18 protein-coding genes are annotated in these 17798 nt (G+C 47.0%); 3 read left to right on the top strand and 15 right to left on the bottom strand.

What is annotated here, in order from left to right; translation table 11 throughout:
• Positions 1–28 precede the first annotated feature (28 nt).
• A complete protein-coding gene (locus SJY39_RS12335) occupies positions 29–994 on the bottom strand; it encodes a hypothetical protein (protein ID WP_372275632.1) in 966 nt (321 codons plus the stop codon).
• A 343-nt stretch (positions 995–1337) separates the two neighbouring features.
• Here SJY39_RS12335 and SJY39_RS12330 point away from each other — a divergent pair, with 343 nt between their 5' ends.
• Positions 1338–1490: a hypothetical protein gene (locus SJY39_RS12330; protein ID WP_165901749.1), complete on the top strand. Its 153-nt coding sequence runs from the start codon at positions 1338–1340 to the stop codon at positions 1488–1490.
• Positions 1480–2079 carry a Fic/DOC family protein gene (locus SJY39_RS12325; RefSeq protein WP_372275633.1) on the top strand — a complete coding sequence of 200 codons (600 nt, stop codon included), beginning with the start codon at positions 1480–1482 and terminating at the stop codon, positions 2077–2079. Before SJY39_RS12330 ends, SJY39_RS12325 begins: the two co-directional genes overlap by 11 nt.
• A 590-nt stretch (positions 2080–2669) precedes the next feature.
• Here the strand turns inward: SJY39_RS12325 and SJY39_RS12320 are convergent.
• Positions 2670–3491 carry a restriction endonuclease gene (locus SJY39_RS12320; protein ID WP_372275635.1) on the bottom strand — a complete coding sequence of 274 codons (822 nt, stop codon included), beginning with the start codon at positions 3489–3491 and terminating at the stop codon, positions 2670–2672.
• 331 nt (positions 3492–3822) lie between these two features.
• Between SJY39_RS12320 and SJY39_RS12315 the strand changes: the two genes are divergently transcribed.
• Entirely contained in the window at positions 3823–4095 is a 273-nt protein-coding gene (locus SJY39_RS12315; RefSeq protein WP_102333062.1) for a helix-turn-helix domain-containing protein, read from the top strand.
• 131 nt (positions 4096–4226) lie between these two features.
• On the opposite strand, the gene SJY39_RS12310 is transcribed toward SJY39_RS12315, so the two are convergent.
• From SJY39_RS12310 to traV, 13 genes are all read right to left on the bottom strand, one after another.
• A complete protein-coding gene (locus tag SJY39_RS12310) occupies positions 4227–4673 on the bottom strand; it encodes a hypothetical protein (RefSeq protein WP_280556303.1) in 447 nt (148 codons plus the stop codon).
• Between the two features lie 106 nt (positions 4674–4779).
• Positions 4780–7464, bottom strand: coding sequence for a conjugal transfer protein TraG N-terminal domain-containing protein (locus SJY39_RS12305; RefSeq protein WP_372275638.1), 2685 nt, complete (start codon positions 7462–7464; stop codon positions 4780–4782).
• A gap of 11 nt (positions 7465–7475) precedes the next feature.
• Positions 7476–8837: a conjugal transfer protein TraH gene (locus SJY39_RS12300; protein WP_372275640.1), complete on the bottom strand. Its 1362-nt coding sequence runs from the start codon at positions 8835–8837 to the stop codon at positions 7476–7478.
• Entirely contained in the window at positions 8834–9271 is a 438-nt protein-coding gene (gene traF / locus SJY39_RS12295; RefSeq protein ID WP_132960201.1) for a conjugal transfer protein TraF, read from the bottom strand. The genes SJY39_RS12300 and traF (SJY39_RS12295) overlap by 4 nt, the downstream gene beginning before the upstream one ends.
• Positions 9272–9286: 15 nt before the next feature.
• Positions 9287–10093: a type-F conjugative transfer system pilin assembly protein TraF gene (gene traF / locus SJY39_RS12290; protein WP_372275642.1), complete on the bottom strand. Its 807-nt coding sequence runs from the start codon at positions 10091–10093 to the stop codon at positions 9287–9289.
• 12 nt (positions 10094–10105) lie between these two features.
• Positions 10106–10309: a hypothetical protein gene (locus tag SJY39_RS12285; RefSeq protein ID WP_132960197.1), complete on the bottom strand. Its 204-nt coding sequence runs from the start codon at positions 10307–10309 to the stop codon at positions 10106–10108.
• A 24-nt stretch (positions 10310–10333) separates the two neighbouring features.
• A complete protein-coding gene (gene traN, locus SJY39_RS12280) occupies positions 10334–12079 on the bottom strand; it encodes a type-F conjugative transfer system mating-pair stabilization protein TraN (protein ID WP_372275644.1) in 1746 nt (581 codons plus the stop codon).
• Positions 12076–12759, bottom strand: coding sequence for a type-F conjugative transfer system pilin assembly protein TrbC (gene trbC, locus SJY39_RS12275; RefSeq protein WP_372275645.1), 684 nt, complete (start codon positions 12757–12759; stop codon positions 12076–12078). The genes traN and trbC overlap by 4 nt, the downstream gene beginning before the upstream one ends.
• Positions 12760–12770: 11 nt before the next feature.
• The gene (gene traU, locus SJY39_RS12270; protein WP_102333083.1) at positions 12771–13751 is read right to left on the bottom strand and encodes a conjugal transfer pilus assembly protein TraU; all 981 of its coding nucleotides are present in this window, start codon (positions 13749–13751) and stop codon (positions 12771–12773) included.
• A 32-nt stretch (positions 13752–13783) separates the two neighbouring features.
• Entirely contained in the window at positions 13784–14509 is a 726-nt protein-coding gene (traW, locus tag SJY39_RS12265; RefSeq protein ID WP_265677622.1) for a type-F conjugative transfer system protein TraW, read from the bottom strand.
• A gap of 4 nt (positions 14510–14513) precedes the next feature.
• Entirely contained in the window at positions 14514–14861 is a 348-nt protein-coding gene (locus tag SJY39_RS12260; protein WP_048663628.1) for a TrbI F-type domain-containing protein, read from the bottom strand.
• Entirely contained in the window at positions 14858–17401 is a 2544-nt protein-coding gene (traC, locus tag SJY39_RS12255; protein WP_372275648.1) for a type IV secretion system protein TraC, read from the bottom strand. Before traC ends, SJY39_RS12260 begins: the two co-directional genes overlap by 4 nt.
• Before the next feature lie 4 nt (positions 17402–17405).
• Positions 17406–17789 (bottom strand): type IV conjugative transfer system lipoprotein TraV, encoded by a 384-nt coding sequence (gene traV / locus SJY39_RS12250; RefSeq protein ID WP_102333074.1) that lies wholly within the window; start codon positions 17787–17789, stop codon positions 17406–17408.
• Positions 17790–17798: the final 9 nt, after the last annotated feature.

Here is a 17798-nt window from a genome sequence, read left to right as displayed (position 1 = left end):
TTTATAATGCTGCAGCTCTACAGTATTTTTAATCTTCCCTCATAGCTTTGGCTAGACCTTCATCGAAGTCACTTGAACAATCGGGACAAAAACTCTCCTCGAAATCTGCTCTCCATATGATATCTTCCGAAAAATGACCACAGAAGCTTGCAGTGTGATCATCAACATACTGTTTCCACTCTACGAGTTCTTGCAGATGTTTCTCTATCTCCTCAACATCAACCTGTAAAGATGACAGGTATTCTTTAAACTCTCTCAAGGAGTCAATGTACTCGTCATAGCCTTTTAAGAATTCTTCGATCTCATCTTGATCGTACACTGCCATTCTTTGGGTAATTTTATCTTTAAAATCAGAATGTTCTATATGTTGTGTGTAGTCTTTATATTGTGCCCAAGAATCAACAAATCGTATTTTATCAGCATGTTCGCCAAGAATGAGCTTGAGTTCTAGCTGTTCTTCTTTTGGGCAGCAGATTACTTCAATCGCTTTGTGATCAAAGTAGAAACCAGCCTCATCTATATAGCGCCACTCTCGTTCCCATGTAAAGCCTTGCTTCGGAGATGTTTCGCCAAGCGGGTGAGCTAGAGCTTTGAGTGAATTAAGAAGGGAGCCTGTGTTTTCAGACGAAGTAGATTCGGACGCGACAAACAACAGCCTTAATAGGTCATTGTCTAGATAAATGGTCGGTCGTACTTTATTTTCAACCATATAGGTTTTACTAAATCCAACTCCGTACTCCATTTTTTCATCAGCTCTACGCTTTGATATGGCAACAAATGCACCAAGGGCAAAGATTGGAGTTTCTGTAAAGCAGGCAATCTTATGCTTGAAAGAGTCTGTCTTGGAACCATTTGGCAATTGAGAACGGATCAGTCCTTCGTTCTTACACCTCCCACCTTTTAGAATACTTTTAATGGCGTATCTTCCCGTCATGTGTATCAGGAAGTTAGACATATCTGGTTTTAGTTTTGGTTCTATCTCAAATGCTTTCATGGGAGTGATACCTACGAAACTTATAAATTCTAGTGAACTGATGGGGTCAGGTATTGCTTTTTGACAATCATTACTTTTTGTATATCTAAGTTAACTGAAAATTTATATCCTTATTTCGGTTCACAACACACTTTGGGGCAGATCTGAGCTAGCTGGCACTTTGAGAGAAAAGTGCCACGGGTAAAACTTCAGGCCAATGAAGCCTCTGGACAAAACTTTGCCAGTGACATTACTAGAATAGGATGCTTCTGCGCGGCTCACTTGGCTTTGCGAAAATCGCTACTTCATGACATTAGCTGATTAGTCATGTACAATTAATGCAACCAACAAGAGGAACATTGATATGGCCAATGTCTCAAATTCGAAGCGCCAAAAAGCTACATTTACCCCTAGCTTAAAGAACTTCAAAACCAGTTTGGGTTATGAAGGCATGACGATAAATAAGAAATCGAACGTTCAAACCATTGAAGATTTAAAACGCAAGTATGCGAGATAAATATGGTGCTGATCAGGACAAATACTGTTACTCAAATTCTGATGTTTTAATTAACAGATTGAATATACTTGACTCGGATGAACTTGAAAAAGCCGAAGTTGAGTTTACGAGTTATAGGTACCTTTCATACAAAAGTAATGTTTGTGAAATCAAGCATTTAGACTTTAATCACCTCAAATCTCTACATCACCATCTATTCCAAGATATTTTTGAATGGGCAGGTCAAGTTCGAGAAGTGGATATATCTAAAGGCTACACTCGATTCTGTACCGTTTCTAGGATTGAAGCTGAAGCTTCAAAATTATTTGATATTATCCCTTCGTTAGACAATTTGGCTTTGCCTGATCTTATCGAAGAATTAGCCAGTCTATTTTGCGAATTAAATTTGTTACATCCTTTTAGGGAAGGTAATGGCCGAACTTTACGTTTTTTCTTTGAAGAACTCGTATTTATCCTTGGCTACACCATCGAGTGGCCTAAAATTACTCAACAAGAATGGATTGATGCCAATATTGCAGGGGTATCACTCGATTTAGAACCGTTAATTACAATATTTCGTTTAGCTCTATCTAATGAAAAACAAGACTGAATTTTTGTGCGATTGCATTAGTTTTAATCGCCTAAACTCAGCTGAGGAGTGTTGAACCGCTTTTTTTCTGTGAAAAATAACGGGGCGAAAGTGTTTTAACTTATCTTCGCCGTCTAACTTGATGTAGCCAAAACCAGATCAAACTAAATTGGAAATGAACAGACTTTAATGCCCTCGGACATCTACAGTGGGAGTCGCTGATTTATAGAAGCCGGGTATCGAAAGACTTTCGTGTTTTTTGGCCGTTTTGATGAGTTTTGGATAACTTGGATGTTTTGTGTTGAGCACATATTTTTGTTCACGAGGAACAACCGTAGATATTAACCATTAAGACAGATGTTACACTTTCAAGGATGCATAACAATAGAGATTGAGAACATGAGTCGCGACGACATGCTGACTCAGAACTGGACAAGGCTCATTTAAAAGAGGCAATTGCTCCAATATCTTGCCAAACTTAGCCTTGTCTTCCAGATATACCGCAATAAATCAGTTGTTGGTCATGCCAAATAGCATAGATGCCAGCAGCAACTTTCGGGCCATCAAAGATTACTTTCTACAACAAACGTGTTTTGCGAATAGATTAAAACTCAGCAGTCGCAAGTATAACGACACTTTGGATACGTAGAGCAACCATAAAAAGACATACCAGATTTAGCTCCTCGCTTAGCAACACGCATTACAAGCTTAGATTGGCAACTAGGGCAAATCATAGATTCGACGCCTGCCCTGTGTGTTTGGGGCGATATTGATGGTTTATTTTGAAAGCTGCGCCCATCTTCAATCATATGTACTAGTTCGCTGCCGTTGACTAGCCACAAGCGCTTATCTAGGGAAAAAGCGACAGCCTCAGAAGTAAAGTCTCCTGAAGTTACGATAATCATCTTACTGGCATTGTTCGCGATCATGACACCGTACATTTCCCTTAGAATTTGCACACCCACTTTGCGAGTTTTCCAATGCTTACATTGTACAAGGCTTAACTCACTATCTTTTGTAAGCCAAATATCAACACCGCCATCAGATTTTTGAGCGAAAGACTGTTTGACCGCATACCCTTGAGACTTAAAGTATTCTCCGATGTAACTTTCAAATTCGATCCAAGTCAGGTGATTTAGTGGGGAAGTATTCCTCTGAATTTTAATCTGAGTGTTCGTCTTGAGATAGCTTCTTTTCCTCTGATATTGCTTGAAAAACGCTATCGGTGCGGGGATAAGAAATAAGAACGTAAAATATGGAGCCATCAAGGGCAAGTTTGGAGCAATAGCTTCAAAGATGAAATTATTGCTATCCACGGCCAAGCTAGGCAATAGATATGAAAACCCAAAATAAATACAAGCAGAGAGCACTATGCTTAACCACCATGGAGCGTCCATTAAGTGCCATATGATTCCATCGTTTTTTCGTGCCATTTGAAGATTACCCGATAAGCATTTAGATGCATTAAAACACAAGCGGTAGATAATGGGTATAGTTTGTAAGGTGATACTTATCAGTATGATAGCTATTGATGAGCTAGGGCTGGGAAGGCAACGCTTGAATTCGGATTTCTTGTTCGGAATCCGAACACTTCTAACTCATAGTTGTCGAGTAGACGACATACTCAAGTCAAGATGACTGTGCTCACCAAGCGACTACAAATCAAAACCTGCATGACATCAAATTAGGGAGTCAGCAGATTTTAAGGCACTTTCATGATAAATTTGCCAACATGATAAAATCGATTAACAACCTTCAATTTATATGAATGACCAACTAACCCCAATCAACAAAGACCATTTGAAAAAACTTATCCGAGCAGAACTGGAGCTAACATGGTTTGATAATAAATCAGCTAGCCCTGATATGTCTTGGGTTACTCCTACGGTGCTAGAAACATTGTTTACTGAGTTGATAGCTCATACGCGTGGTAATCAATCAAAGGCTGCTAGGATGTTAGGGATCAACAGGGGGAGTTTCAGCAAAAAATTAAACCAGATCACAAGTAATAAACTTGGATTGGTTGAAAGCCTATAGGTAGCCATCATTACCTTGAAAAACGCTGCAAGTCAGTAGCTTGGACTAATTTATCCCCGTGAGATATCACGGGGATTTACAGCGAACAGCATGATAAGAACGGATAACTTTTGGCAGGGTAAATCAACAGCTTAAAATTGCTTCTGTACAGGGCAAGGGTATTGCTCTTTGAGCCCCATCGCTAAGTAATAACCGATAGAACCTTTAATGCCTGGTTTACCGTATTTTTTAATATTATGTTCAATTTGGTTATTAATCAGCTCCATCAACTCTTCGGTTTTCCATTCCCATAATGTTTCGCGATTGGCGGGATCTTTCATGGGCAAGCAATAATCGATACGTTGGTTGCGAGCGTCTAAGCGCGTGGTATAAAGATTTATGGTATCCGCAGCAACACGAACCCCAATCAATAAATCTCGATACTCAGGGCTATCGGGATTTCGATAATGCTCAACGTAGTAACGCATATCTGCAGGGTTTTTGCCACTGCTGAGCTGGTCAATTTCTGGAATTTGACTATTGGCTAAGCTCGAAAAAGAGCACCATGTGATTAGGCCTAATATGGTCCATTTATTCATTACTAATCCTCCATTTTATACTGTGTATAATACTAGGTTGTTTTGAGATCTCACTTGGGTTGCTCAATAATTAACCATTATTTATAGATTAAGAACGGGTTTGATCCTACTCCTTCTTTGTTGGCTGAAAGGTTGATGGTGGCTCAACACGCTTGCTGGTGCCCTCAAATTGTTCACGTGTTTCATCCACGATTTGTGAGTGGTTGTCGGGGTTGTAATAACGCTCTGTGCCGCCGCGTTTCTGATGCTGCTCCAGCACCGTTTGACCGGTATTACCTAGAGCCTGGCCTTTAAATTGTTCCCCCACCATCGTTTGCCACTCGGCTTGGGTCGGCTCAGGGTTAAAGGCTTGTTCGTGCTCTTCTTGAGTGGGTACGCTGGCGAGCACAAAATCTTTAAACGTATCGGTTGTTTTAAATTCTTCCCATTCATTCGCGCGGGTTTGGCGAGCATCGTCGCTCTGACCCGTGAGTATGTATCTTGATTCGTCTTTCGTACGTCCGTTTTCAACAAACGTTTGGAATGGTATTTCCAGTTTCTCAATCAGGCTGGCCATATGACGTTGCTCTTGGCTGTTGACTTGACTGAGCGTATCGACCTCTTGTTGAGATTGTGTCGTGGACGTTATTAAGCCTTGTGTCTCACTAAAGTTCGCCGTAAAGCCAGTGGCGTAAGTGCCCATCTCCGTATTACGTTCGTCGGCTGTGAGGCGGTTGCTCGCCTCAATGGTTTGGTTGGCACCAGAGCGGTAGGATTCGATGGCGGCTTGTATTTGGCTTTGTTGTTCGTTGCTCATGCTGCTGAGCGTTTCGCGGTCTTCCTGGGTCCATTTTTGTCCCGTGGACGCGTTCACACTTCCATTAAATCCTATAGCACCACCGAGAGCGCCGCTTGACAGTCCAGCGTTCACGTCATAGCCACCGTACGCAGAGTGTAAGAAGGCATTGGCTTTCTCATGGCTCCATCCTGTTGCTGCGATGACTTGTTCTGTCGCTTGACTCACTTGCTCTAAGCCTTTTGAAGCCGCTGCAGTGGCACCGTGTCCATGGGTTAAACCGTAACCTTGGGTTGATGAATAATTCTCTTTCCAATCGGCCATCAGTTGAGTGCCACTTTGTGTGCTTTGTGACAAGGCCGCTTGTTGCGTCGAGAGGTTGGATTGAGCTTGAGTGTGCAAGTCTTGCACCGCTTCGCTGTATTGACTAGAGCTGGCGACGTTCCACTGGAAATTCGACGCGGTAGGACTAGTGTCATACACGGTTGTATCACCGTATTGCGTTGAAAGCATACCGTCTTCGCTTTGCGTGGTACTGCCGTGTTGTTTCAGCAATGTCGACGTATCAAACTTATTGCCATTGACGTTGTTAAACGTGTGGGTCTGCAGTTGCGTATTACCGTGGCTGATGTCACCGCTTGAGGCCGCGGCTGACGTGCGGGCATTGGTTTGGTTTATCATTCCCGCCAGTTGGTAGTTTAAACTGCTCATCATGGCCGCGGCTCCTTTGGTTAACGCCAAAGCAATCGCGGGGGTGGACATCATCAAGTAACCGGTAATGGCGGCGTAACGCGTGTTGACGTAATCAATGCCGCTCATGTTCGAGAGGGTGATGCCGCGTAACCCTTGTGTCGCGCCCTGGGTCGCCCCTTCTAAGAACCACATCATGATTGCGTTGAGGATGGTGAATATCATCGGCCAAGTGGCCAGATAGAAAAAACTGCCCACATAGTTTTTAAGGACAGGCAGCGCCATATGTGGCAGCAAGGCGATGATGGCAATGATCGCCCCAAAGCAGACAAACAAAATGACCCCGATTGAGTGCATCATTGGAATGAACTCTTTGGCTTGCAGCCCAATGTTGGCCCACATGGTGGTGGTTTGCATTTGGTTGGCGGTGTAGGCGTAGTTGGCCGCGATACCTCGGTGCGTGTTTTCGATGTTCCAGCGCGTCATGTTGATGACCATGTTCTGTTTTAAAATATCGACCGCGCTGTTGCTGACCCCAATTAAATCTTGGTGGCTATTCTCGATGGCGTTTCTTAAGAACGTTGATTGGATGTTGCTCTCTCGTCCTAAGATATACGCGCCCAGTTTATTCATGGTTTGATTGGCCTCTTCATCAAATTGTTTAGTGAGTTCAGGAAACGCGTCGCGGCAGGTTCTGTATTGACCCTGGGGGTTATAGAGTCCACGAATGGGGGACATCGATTTTGTGGCGAGAAAACCGAGTAAATCCGGTGCTTGCAGGATGTTTTGCATGGTGTATTTTTTGTTAATTCGAATGTCTCCGACGATGCAGTTGTGATAAAAGTCTTTCCAATAGCGTTGCAGGTCAATGGTTTCGGCGTTGGCGCTACGAAGCAACGTGTATAAATTCGAACCAAACACCATGCCTGAGGAGCTGTAGCTTTCATCCTCTGTACTGCTAAAGACGATTTCAATGCCTTCGGTTAAGCCGTGCATGAACGTGGTGGCCGCCCAACCGGGTATCGCGACGATGTAAGGCACGTTATTCACGTAATAAATGCGCATGGGATTTTGCGCGTCATTGATATGGACGGTGGCTTTCATGCTGATAAGAAAAGTGGGGATAGCCAAGTAAATGAACATAAAACGCATCACATGTTTCGCGTCTCGAGACACAAAAAACAGAGTGGCACTGATGATAAAAGCCAGTTGTAAGGCGATTTCGATTAACGAGCCAAAGGTGTTGGTGGTAAAAAAAGTGGCGACAGCGTTCAAGGCTCGTTGTAATTGAGGGCCTGCGCCATAGAGATAAAAGTCTAAGGTCATGGGGATCTCCTTTAATGGCCAAAGGTGAGGTTCGATAAGGTAGCGTCACTTGCCGATTGGCTAAGGAGCTTTCGTTTGCGTTTTAGGCGCTCAGTGAGGGCTAAGTACGCGTTCAATTTCGTTTTGTGACGGTCTCGAAGGGTTTGTAAGTAATCTCTTGCACTGTTGATGCCTTCGAGAGTGCGATTGACGTCGGTTGGGTTCACCGAAGCGAGGTTGGTCATGGATTGATTGACGATCATCAGCATGTTATTGAGATAGGTATGCAAGAGATCGGCGGCAATATTTTGAGCGTATAAATGGCTTTCTGGTTGCAGGTTCAGGTGCGCATCATCAATGAGCATCGCCAAGATAGGAATGTCACTGAGTTCAACAAAGCTTTTCTCTGAGTCGGTGATAGGTTGGTCAGATTGTAAGTGGGCGTAGAGCGTATCGACGGTGTGGCGTACTTTGGCGTTAAAGGCTTGGCTTTCACTTAAGCGGATGGCGCTTAGGCTCATCGAAAGGCAGGTCTCGGTGTTTTCGCATCGATACACCTCCAAATCCCCTCCGGTCAAAAGGGCGTTAATGGCGGTGTCGTTACCCACTAACATCGCCGGAATGTAGCTTGGCGTCCCCTGCGCGTCGTAAATGACGGTGCCAGTGAGGCTTACGATAAACTCGGCGACCTCTTGATTGTCTTGAAGGTAAGCGCTTTTCATGAGCGCATCCCACACCACATTTAAGTTCACTTTCACTGCGTGCGCGGTGGCGTCATCGGTGTTGCCGGCCAGCATGCTCTGATTGGTACTGACGTGTCGACATTCGTGTTGCGCTTCTAACCAGTCAGAAAAGGCATTACTTTGCGTGCCTAGTGTGGCGCAGGCATGGCGCTTGGCTTCCCCATCGGTAAAGGCCGCTAAACCCGAGACCGCCGATTGTGCTACTTGGCAAGAGTTCATCGAGGTGGTGAGGAATTGGTCAGCAATCGCCTGCAGTTTGTCCCGATTCTCTTTGATGCTCGGCGCCCAAGTTTGCAGCGCTAAATCCACCGCGAAGGGCACGGCGTTGGCAATGACGGCTTTACCAAAAGACACCAGTTGATCCGAATTAATGTGAGAAAAACCGCCCATAAAGGCATCAATGCCCCCGCATCCTGCGCTGACAGAAGGCAAGGTGATGGCGGCCAATTGAATGTTTTTGATGTTGGTGCGAGCAAACAAGCTGCCCGCATTATAGTAAGTGGCGGATTGGCCTTGATAGGCACTTGGGTTCGTGATGTTGCGGTTAAAACTGCTGTCATCCCAAAAGCTGTCCATGGCATCGCCCAGGCCGCCGGCATGAAGTGAACATGAAAGACTCATTAAGAGAGCCAGGAGGGTCGGTCTTGTCATTGTAAACTCTCCATTATGGTCACATCGGCGCGCAAGGCTTGGTAGCTCTTAAGCAGCGCGGGGTACGGAACATTGCCTTCACTCAAACGCACATACTTACCATTGCTGACGTTGATTAAGAACGTGGCGGGCGTAATGGCGTTTTTGAGCTCACCAAAAAACGCGGAGGTGATGTCAGAGGTGGTCGGGATAGGGGTGGTGAAACCGGGTATAGGCTGTCCGTCAAAGGAGAAATCGTACACAGGCAATTGAGTGGTTTGCTCGAGTCGCTTCATGGTCGGCGCAAAGTGGTGACACTCAGGGCATTGACTGAAATGGAAGAAGACCAAGGCGTATTGACCTGTCATCACAGGGTGAGTTTGCGTTTGAGCGAATGAGGTTGAGGCGAGCATCATCAGCGCACTCAGCAATAACGTGCGGATAAAAGCGTTCATAAGGGGCTCCTTAATTTAAAAGTCGCTGTCTTGGTAATTGGTCGCGATGTTGTGAAAGCGAGAGAGCAAGTCTTTTTGTGAAATGAAGCCGTAGGCGAGGGGTCTGAGCGCTTTGGTGTGAATATTGGCCAGCATTAAAGCCGGTGTGTAGCGCACCTGTACTCGCCCTGTCTTATCAATACGGTTTTCATCAATCGCCTCAAAGGTCTGACCGTCTTTGCTGATACCCACCAGTTCGATGTGGTACCGGTGGGCAAAGTCTTGGATGGAGGGCGCCAGAGTTTGAGATAAGGCGTCTTGCCCTTCGTAGATGAAGTAGAGGCCCCAACCTTCTTGCACCAATTGACGCACAGTGGCTTCGTTTTTGAGTTGAATACCTTGATAGTACGTTGCTCTTGCGGCTTGCTCTGTGGGGCGGTCTTTGGTGTACGAGTATTCGGGGTGTTCGTTGATGAGCTTTTTGAAGGTCATGCCCGTTTGAGTGGTTTTGCCATCGATGAATTTTTTCAGCTTCATCAATTTTAGATTTTTCTCTTCATCGGTTGGGTTAATCGTGGCATCGTTTAACGCTTCCTCAAATGTACGGTGGAACCATTGCATCTGCTCGGTGGCGCTCATCACAGTAGACACGCTATTGGGGGGGAGGCGCTCCTCCTCTTTGGGTGGGGCTTTCAGCGCTTTGGCCTCGTTATACCAGCGCCAGCCTTTGGGGGGCTCATTGGCGAAACTGTGAAAAGCCAATAAAGACAACAACAACGGTAGGGATTTGATTGTTAATCGGTTAATTGAGTTGTTCACCGTTTTTGTGGATAAGTCCTTCATGGTGTGACCTCATTATTGCCAGAAACTCAGCATCTTGTGGGTGCGCGTATGAAATAACGTCCAAAGTGCTTCATCGTTGCCGTGTTTTTGTTGGTGCTTCATCATTTCTTGCTTGAGCTGATGGAGTTGTCGTTTGAATAGAAGATGGCGGATCAGGGTGGTAGCAAACCCGGTTGTCGACAGGGTAGCCACAAGTAAAGGGAGTAGGGGATCCATATCATGTCCTCATCATTGATTAAGTTAATGGCGATAAGCGCTGTGTAATCGCTCTTGGATTTCTGTGGCCGAAGGCAGGTTGGTGTTGCTGTGCATGTCGTCATAAAAGTCCGAAAAGTCGAGGCGTTTAAAATCTATGTCTTGAAGCTGCTCGGGGGTAAGGGCGCCGCAAATAGGGTGTTTGGCGGTTCCCAGACTGATGCCAAGTTGGTCTTTCGAGCCTTGCTCTTGGATGATGCGCGCCAACTTGCTATCAAAGACGCAGTAGGTCTTCTTTTTCCGGATACACGCGCCTAAGACTTTTTCTGCGCAATAACTGCCAAGGGCTATCGTAATGCCTTGCTCTTTGGCTTGACCGAGCGCCTTCTCTTCATCATTGCATTGGGCTATGCCAATACTCGTGCCCCAACCGCCGTCTTTGCAACAGTCGGCAAAACCAAAAGCCGCGTCTGTGCACTTCATGCCTTTGCCTGCAAATATCATTGGTGGATCGCCAAGACCGTCAGCGGCTTCTGCGAGGGCTGCTAAGGCTGAGGTGCTTTCATTAAAGCGGTTTGAAGTGGTCGCCATCGCTTCAAAACAATCGCCATCCAGACAAAAGCTCTCTTCTCCACAGATTAATTGAGTGGCACTGCAGCGCCGTTGTGGGCAGGATTTATTGACTTTCTCCTCAATGCACACACCGTTTTGCTGGAGGCTGCAATGGATCGAAGTCGTGGTGCAATCGGCGGGCAGGACGTTGCACGTATTGGGTCGAGTGCATTGGTGGTCAACCCGATACTTCCAGCAATCGAGCGTGGTCGGAATGCCATTAATGGTCCGGGTGGCTCGACCTTCAATACACTGCTGGCGAGTGACATTGCACGAGTTCATCAGGCTGCATTGTGTTCGCCAGGTTATGGTGTTTTTAATGCAGTTCCCACCAGATAAGGTGAACCCGTTTGAGCAGCTTAGCGTGGCTTTTTTCGTTTGTGTGGTGGGTCGACAAATCTGGTAGCGTTTATGCCAGAGTTCGCTACTTTTCCAGACAATGTGGTCGGTCTGTTTTAAATCGCCAAGCGTGTAGCCTTGATTGGGAGAGACCACCTTCCTATCCCAGAAATACGTGGTTTCTGACCTTGAAAACCCCCTTGTCCCCCCCGATTGCCTCACGTAATTGTGATTATTGTACCGGCATTGTGGGAGGGGACGTTGGCAATCCTTCCCTTGTTGTGTCCAGCCGGATGGACAGCGGTAGAGTACTTCACTGAGGCTCACGGAGGCGACGGGGACTTTTTCACACGGTACTGGGTTGTGAGTCGGCCGGTGACATTGCTTTGCGATGTTATCGATGACGCACTGCGTGGCGTTATCACAATCCACGTACTGATTAGACTGACCATGACTGATTTCATAGGCGTTCTCAATGCCAAGGGTGGCGAATCGATACGTATCATCATTGGGGTCAATGATGGCACTATTATTGTTAAACCTCTCTTGTATCGCTTGAGCGTGTTCGTTGCTGCCAAACTCCAACGTGGATTGGTTTGTGATTTGTGCGTCAGTCATCCCCGCTTCATCAGGCTGTCGGATTTGGCTTTCACACCCTGGATTATTGTCGCTGCAGAAGTCGGACAGGTTAAGCGTCATCTCTGAGGGGTTGTAAGCCTCATTTTGGGCGTTTTTCGCCCATTCTACGTTGTCGTAAAACGTGTTTTCTTGTGGGTCGGCCAGGGTAGGAAGGGAAAATAAGAGAGCGGCGCTGAAAGAGAGCAAAAAGGGCGTATTCAAGGGGAACTCCTATTGAGCACTTGTTTGGCGATGTGTCCGACATCGCCTTGGCTTAAAATCGCTAAGGCGTTGGGAAGGGAAAGGTTGCCGTAAACCATGTCGTAAGCATTTTTCGGGCAAGACGCTTCATTGCACGCGTCTCCAATAGCCACAAACACGGGGACATGGGTGATGTTAAATTGACGAAACCACTGTGGGCTGATGGCAAAACCGCCACCAATAGCCACTTCGTCGTCCGCTTCTAACAAACTCAGTATTCGAGAGGCTGTTGGGAACATGCCTTCTGGCAGTACCCCACGTATCACGAGAGGTACTTGATATTGCTGACTTTGTTTGAGTAGCTGTTTGAGCGCGGTATCTGGCATGGAAAGTGAGACAAACACCATCACACCTTGCGCCTCTTTGTTTGGGTTGACTTGAGGCATCCCAAGCACACTCGCCAGTGGCGAGTCTTGCAACGCGTTATCGAGGTGTTGATTCATCGACAAGGCTTCTTGCTTATGTTTTTGACTCCGCTCTAGAAGGAGGGCCAGTTCACTTTGATGGGCTGGTGCTGCAAGACTTTGCTCTTGCTTGGCAAGGGCTTTGAGTTCTTCTTGCGAGTAACCCGTCTCGGCCAATGCAAGAGGGCTCGTGAGCAGAATCAGTAACAGCCATGAGGCTCGTGGGTTAAATAACATTGTCTTTTTCCTTATAAAAATACGCAGTTACGTTTTCGCCAGTTCACAAAACCAAAGTTACCGCCGGTGGTTGGATTATCTTTGCCTTGCTCCCAAAGTGATGACGTTGTGCCGTAGGGATAACAATGAGCGGCATCACCAATCGGCGCCGACAATTGATAGCGATAACGACTTTTCGGTAAGATAGGCTCTGGCCACTGATAACAGACCGCACCATCCTCGCCCCGGGTCTCCCATACAATGCCTTGCCTGTGCATTTTAAAATTAAAACGCTCTAACATTAGAGTGCCAACTTGAGGACCGGTATGAGAATAAGCGCTGTTACCGGTTAATGGGTATACGCTGCCTTGTGAGCCTAAACACCAAAAAAGTGCATCAAAAGGCAAAACGCGCCCCGTGGTGGTTGCCATGGCTTCGGTGATACAAGAGAGCTGCGTGATGGGGTGACCGAATAAAATCGCCTCGGGGTTAAGAATGAACGACATCTCATCATCATCCCAAAAGGGATCAAGTTCGGTGAGGTAGGCCACATCGAAATTATCCGTGGCCATGCAGGCCGCCGACTGCATCAGTTGTAGCCAATAAATCACCGGATATTTGTACCAATGCACGTGATAGAAAGCATTGCCGCTGGTTTTGCTGCTTGAGTCGTGCTGCGAGCCTCCTATTTGTTGGCTATTGTCATTACTCAACTGCATCCCCATGTTGACCATACAATAAGGGACTCGCGTCACGTCCACTAAGGAATACGGCTCCCAATACCCAATGTTTAAGCCAATTTGCATAAAAATGGGCGGGGGCTTAGGACAATAGGAAATAGGCAGACTTGGATTGGTGGTGTCAGGGTATGTCGAGCTAATGAGAGGCACACTGCCCAGTGTCATAGGAAATAGGCAGTCCCAGCAAATGTCAGACAATGGATTTAAGAAATGCCCCGTGCAAGCGGCGGATTGAGCTTGGGTTTGCCAAGGAAATAGGAACAAACTAAACAGTAATAACCCATGGGTTCTCAAGGTCTTTCTCCTTATTTTATTTCCGTCTCACTCTTGTTCATGGCTGTGGTGAACGGCGTCACATCGATCTCTGTGATTTTCCACCGCGCCCCATCTTGTTCAATTAGAGAGGGAATGTGTGAGAGTTGAAATTGACGGCTGTAGTGACCTTGTTGGTCAAAATAAATTCGGGCGTCAAACTCCTTGGCGACGTCTTCTGGACTGCCGTTGGTGAGGGTCCATTTTATCGGCTTATCTGCGCGGTATTGTTTGGCCCAAGCGCGCTGTCTTGGGTCGTCACCATCAAGAAAGACAATCACATGCGAGTAATCGAATGATTGTTTGGGAATGTCGACTGGCCAAGTGTCAGTATCAAAGGGGTTGATGATGACGCCTTTGGCATAAAGGAGGTTGCCTTGTGCATCTTTGATATCGGTGGCCAGCTTTAATGATGGATCGATGTAAAAGGTGTTGGGCGCGGTGGTGGTGGTCAACCCTTTTACGGGAGTGGGCCTTCGCACGCTATTTTCTACGCTCTCCACAAACTGTTGTTGCATCTTTGCGGTTTCTCCCGTGGCTTCTAAGTGTGTCAATCGGTTGTTGATCCATTGCAACATGTCCACTTCTGCAATAGGAAACAGTTCACCTTGACGCCCAAACTGTTGGCCAAGCGCGGTGGGGGCGATGGTCAGTAAAGTGACACTGACCACTTTTAAGAGGGCGGTGGGTGTGAGGGATGAATGACTGGGAACAATCATAAGCTCATGACTCCTTTTTAAGCGCCTCGATAACGTAATGTTGGATCTCAGTGGTTCTATCTGGCGCGCCGCTGATGAGCGCGCCTGGCACGAAGATCACGAGGTGGTGCACTTGCGCGTATTCTTTCAAGAGTCGCCTGAGATCCGTATCAAAGGTCGCCAGTTGCGCGCTGTGCTCTTGATCGTCGAGGTTGGCTTCAATGAGTTGGTCTTGATATTGCGATAACGTTTGTTCGAGATCGAAGACCACGATTTGAGGCGCTGTATTGAGCTTGATGGCTATCAGGGTGAACATCATTAACGCTATAGCCAACAAGGCATAGATAAGACGTGGGTGACGGATGGATTTCATTTGGCCTCCTTGCCATAGATGAGGGTATTAAAGGTCTCAATTTCCTTTCCGTAAAAATGCTCGGCGGTTTGATTGACTGCTTGCATCAGTGATAGGCCTTGGTTCATCAAGTTTTCACAGTATTCAAACTCATGCGGCTCTGTTGAAAGGCATGCTCGGGTAAAGGGGTCGGCAAACAAGCGATGAAAGGTGGTCACATCCCCGGTTTTTAGCATGACAGAGCTGTAACCGGCGATGGAGGACTTTTCAAAGCTCTTGATGACAAACTGCTCATAGGGCGAAAAGTGTGAAGGGTTGTCTTTGATGAATTTTGTCAATCCACTGCCTTGACGCAGAGTGATATGAATATCGGAGTTATTGAACGCGGCGAGCGCTTCGGGTGTGCTGTAAAAATCCTCAATACCTTGCGTCACGGTGCAGAACGATCCCCCAAATTTTCGGGCGGTGCGGTAACCGGTGTTGATGAATTCTTGCGCCTGTGCATTAGAGCCCGCCATCAGAGACCACGCCTCTTCAATGATGCACATCTTCGGCGTTGAACGAGAGCCAGACAGGTACATCTGCTGAGTAATGCTCGACATCAGCGCAAAAATCACCGGTCGCATGATGTCCGAGGGAAATCCGTCCAGTTCAATGGTGGTAAAGTGGACATTGGGATCCAGCATGGACGGTTTATTGAAGGTGTCCCCGTAGATCCCCTCTGAGCGGTATTTATTCAGTTGCATGGCGATATCAGAAAGGCGGCGATCACCGCCCTGTTTTTCGGCCGCCGCAAACAGCGCTTCTTGAACATGGTCAACCAACGTCTCGCTTTTGTGTGCCTGCCAAGCCGTAATGATGCAATCCCCGAGAACCGATTTTTCAAAATCCCCCATTTCATGCGTGGGGCAGGCCATGGTCGCAAAGAGTCCGGTGATGGTGTGCAGCGTTTCCTTAAGAGGGTTGACCTGTTCGCCTTTCTCATCGGTATAGTCATCCCCCATAGCAATGCGTTCCAGGTGAGTAAATGGATTGAGGTAAATCTTCTCAGCCGTCATGTAGTGTCCGCCCAGCATCAAGGTGAGCTTTTTAAAGCTCTTTCCTTTGTCTAACGCCCAGATTTTGCCGTTCATGGCAAAGAGGGTTTCGGCGAGCTTTTGCACAAAGAAGGATTTTCCTGCCCCGGAGCCTCCGGTCAGGGCGATGTTGTAGTTATCTGAACCACAATTAAACGGATTAAACCAAAAGGCTTGTTGGCGCATGGTGGGCAGCATCATACCGCCACTGAAATTCTTTACGTCCATCACTAGAGGCAAGAGGTTGGCCACATTGCCGGTTTTTACGGTTTGAATGCGTCCAGCACGGTCGCAATCGGCCCAAAACCCATCGGTCATCATGAACGGTAAGGTCGTCATGAGCGCTTGGCCTTGCAGCATCGAGACGGTTTGTAAATCAATCCCGCCAGAGCGAAAGGCGTTAATGGCCGTAGTGCGGTGCAGCCGCTCGGATTTTTTGTTGGTAAATAACGTCAGCGTCAGGTGCATGTATGCCATGCTGTTGATGCCATCCGACATTTCATCTCGAATTTGCTCACGTTCGGCCTGCTCTTTCTTCGCTTGAGGGAAGAAAAATGCCATCGGGGACTTGAGCGTTTTTTCCAACTCTCCAATGCGCCCGCCATTTTTGGTCGCAAAACTGCCCGATTCTTGATGGCGAAAATTGAGTGTCATGAGGTGTGGACATTGCACATTTTTAGCCACGCTTTTTAAGGACGCAAAACAATCGGGCAAAGCGTACAGGCGGAAAGTGCGAGGCGTACTGCGTAAGCCCAAGGAAATGATCCGCGAGGTCACCGTTTGATGTTGGCGGTTACTAAAGCGAACGTCGGTGTAATGTCGGCGCGTTAAAAACTCGGTATCAGGAGAGAGGGCTTGTTTGTAGATAAACGCTTCGGGAGCATAGTCAGATTCACGAGGGGCGGTTTGTGTGGGGTCAAAATTGAGAATGCCTTCGACGTAGTTGATTAAGCCTTCGGGGGTAAGCGGCGTGAGCTCCAGTCCAATTTGGGATAAAGACGTGGTGAGCGCCTCTTTGCAATCCAACACTTGGTCAACATCGTCGGTACTGGAGACAAACAACCACGCGCTGTAATCTTTGATGTCAAAGTAATGCTTCTGACGATGAAAAAAGCCGTGGTGAGCCGCAAAGTTGGCGTAATCGGCTTCTTGTTTTGCTAATTCACCGCAAATACCCGCACGAGCGGATTTCAACGCGGCATTTTGCTCAATCAAATGACTCACGCGGTTGTGGCCCATCATGGAAAAATGGTAATCCCATTTATGGCCAGTCGGTAAATCCATGATGAGACGGTTAAACGCCTCCACCATATCGTCATTCGCCCCCGCTAAGACGCTTAATTTGAATCCAAATCCTACGCCTTTTTTGTTATGAAAGAGGCCGTCCTGCGCATCAAAAGTCCGGTAAGGCAGCTCAGAATGCAGGTGGTTATATTCACGTTTGGCTTCTTGATAAAAACCCTTTAAATATTTTGATACGCCCATGACGTTAATCCTTTTTGATAGCCTGAACAGGGCGACCTGTCCAGGTAGACTCGTCTAACACAATGTAAATATCCATTGTGTCGAGGTAAGTGGTGGTGTCATCCGAAGTAAAGGGAAAAACCACCACCTTCCTAACCGTGTCTTGGGTTCGAATCGGGTGGCCTTCACGCGTGCGTCTTGGCAGTAAGGCAAAAGGGTGGGAAGCCAGGACGTTAGCCTCGACGACTTGTTGGGTGGTTGGGTGGGTCGAGATGTTGCGAATGTCATCCATGCTGGCGCAGCCGGGTGTCCCGCCGATTTTTTGGCAGCTGAATTCATCTTGAAAGCCCGCCGAGCAGCCGGCGAGGGCGGCGCTGATAAGCAGCGCGGTGAAAAGTTTGATAGTCATAAAAGCCGA

This window comes from Vibrio sp. R78045 (assembly GCF_042466085.1).
In the GTDB taxonomy this organism is placed as follows: domain Bacteria; phylum Pseudomonadota; class Gammaproteobacteria; order Enterobacterales; family Vibrionaceae; genus Vibrio; species Vibrio cyclitrophicus.
This window is presented reverse-complemented; position numbering and strand designations above follow the sequence as displayed.

What these genes read in the sequence shown, in the direction of transcription:
- traF (WP_132960201.1), bottom strand. Translation starts at nt 9,271, where the DNA reads ATGAACGCTTTTATCCGCACGTTATTGCTGAGTGCGCTGATGATGCTC.
- SJY39_RS12300 (WP_372275640.1), bottom strand. Translation starts at nt 8,837, where the DNA reads ATGACAAGACCGACCCTCCTGGCTCTCTTAATGAGTCTTTCATGTTCA.
- SJY39_RS12305 (WP_372275638.1), bottom strand. Translation starts at nt 7,464, where the DNA reads ATGACCTTAGACTTTTATCTCTATGGCGCAGGCCCTCAATTACAACGA.
- SJY39_RS12330 (WP_165901749.1), top strand. Translation starts at nt 1,338, where the DNA reads ATGGCCAATGTCTCAAATTCGAAGCGCCAAAAAGCTACATTTACCCCT.
- SJY39_RS12315 (WP_102333062.1), top strand. Translation starts at nt 3,823, where the DNA reads ATGAATGACCAACTAACCCCAATCAACAAAGACCATTTGAAAAAACTT.
- SJY39_RS12310 (WP_280556303.1), bottom strand. Translation starts at nt 4,673, where the DNA reads ATGAATAAATGGACCATATTAGGCCTAATCACATGGTGCTCTTTTTCG.
- traF (WP_372275642.1), bottom strand. Translation starts at nt 10,093, where the DNA reads ATGAAGGACTTATCCACAAAAACGGTGAACAACTCAATTAACCGATTA.
- traV (WP_102333074.1), bottom strand. Translation starts at nt 17,789, where the DNA reads ATGACTATCAAACTTTTCACCGCGCTGCTTATCAGCGCCGCCCTCGCC.
- SJY39_RS12325 (WP_372275633.1), top strand. Translation starts at nt 1,480, where the DNA reads ATGCGAGATAAATATGGTGCTGATCAGGACAAATACTGTTACTCAAAT.
- SJY39_RS12285 (WP_132960197.1), bottom strand. Translation starts at nt 10,309, where the DNA reads ATGGATCCCCTACTCCCTTTACTTGTGGCTACCCTGTCGACAACCGGG.
- traC (WP_372275648.1), bottom strand. Translation starts at nt 17,401, where the DNA reads ATGGGCGTATCAAAATATTTAAAGGGTTTTTATCAAGAAGCCAAACGT.
- traW (WP_265677622.1), bottom strand. Translation starts at nt 14,509, where the DNA reads ATGATTGTTCCCAGTCATTCATCCCTCACACCCACCGCCCTCTTAAAA.
- trbC (WP_372275645.1), bottom strand. Translation starts at nt 12,759, where the DNA reads ATGTTATTTAACCCACGAGCCTCATGGCTGTTACTGATTCTGCTCACG.
- SJY39_RS12320 (WP_372275635.1), bottom strand. Translation starts at nt 3,491, where the DNA reads ATGGCACGAAAAAACGATGGAATCATATGGCACTTAATGGACGCTCCA.
- SJY39_RS12335 (WP_372275632.1), bottom strand. Translation starts at nt 994, where the DNA reads ATGAAAGCATTTGAGATAGAACCAAAACTAAAACCAGATATGTCTAAC.
- SJY39_RS12260 (WP_048663628.1), bottom strand. Translation starts at nt 14,861, where the DNA reads ATGAAATCCATCCGTCACCCACGTCTTATCTATGCCTTGTTGGCTATA.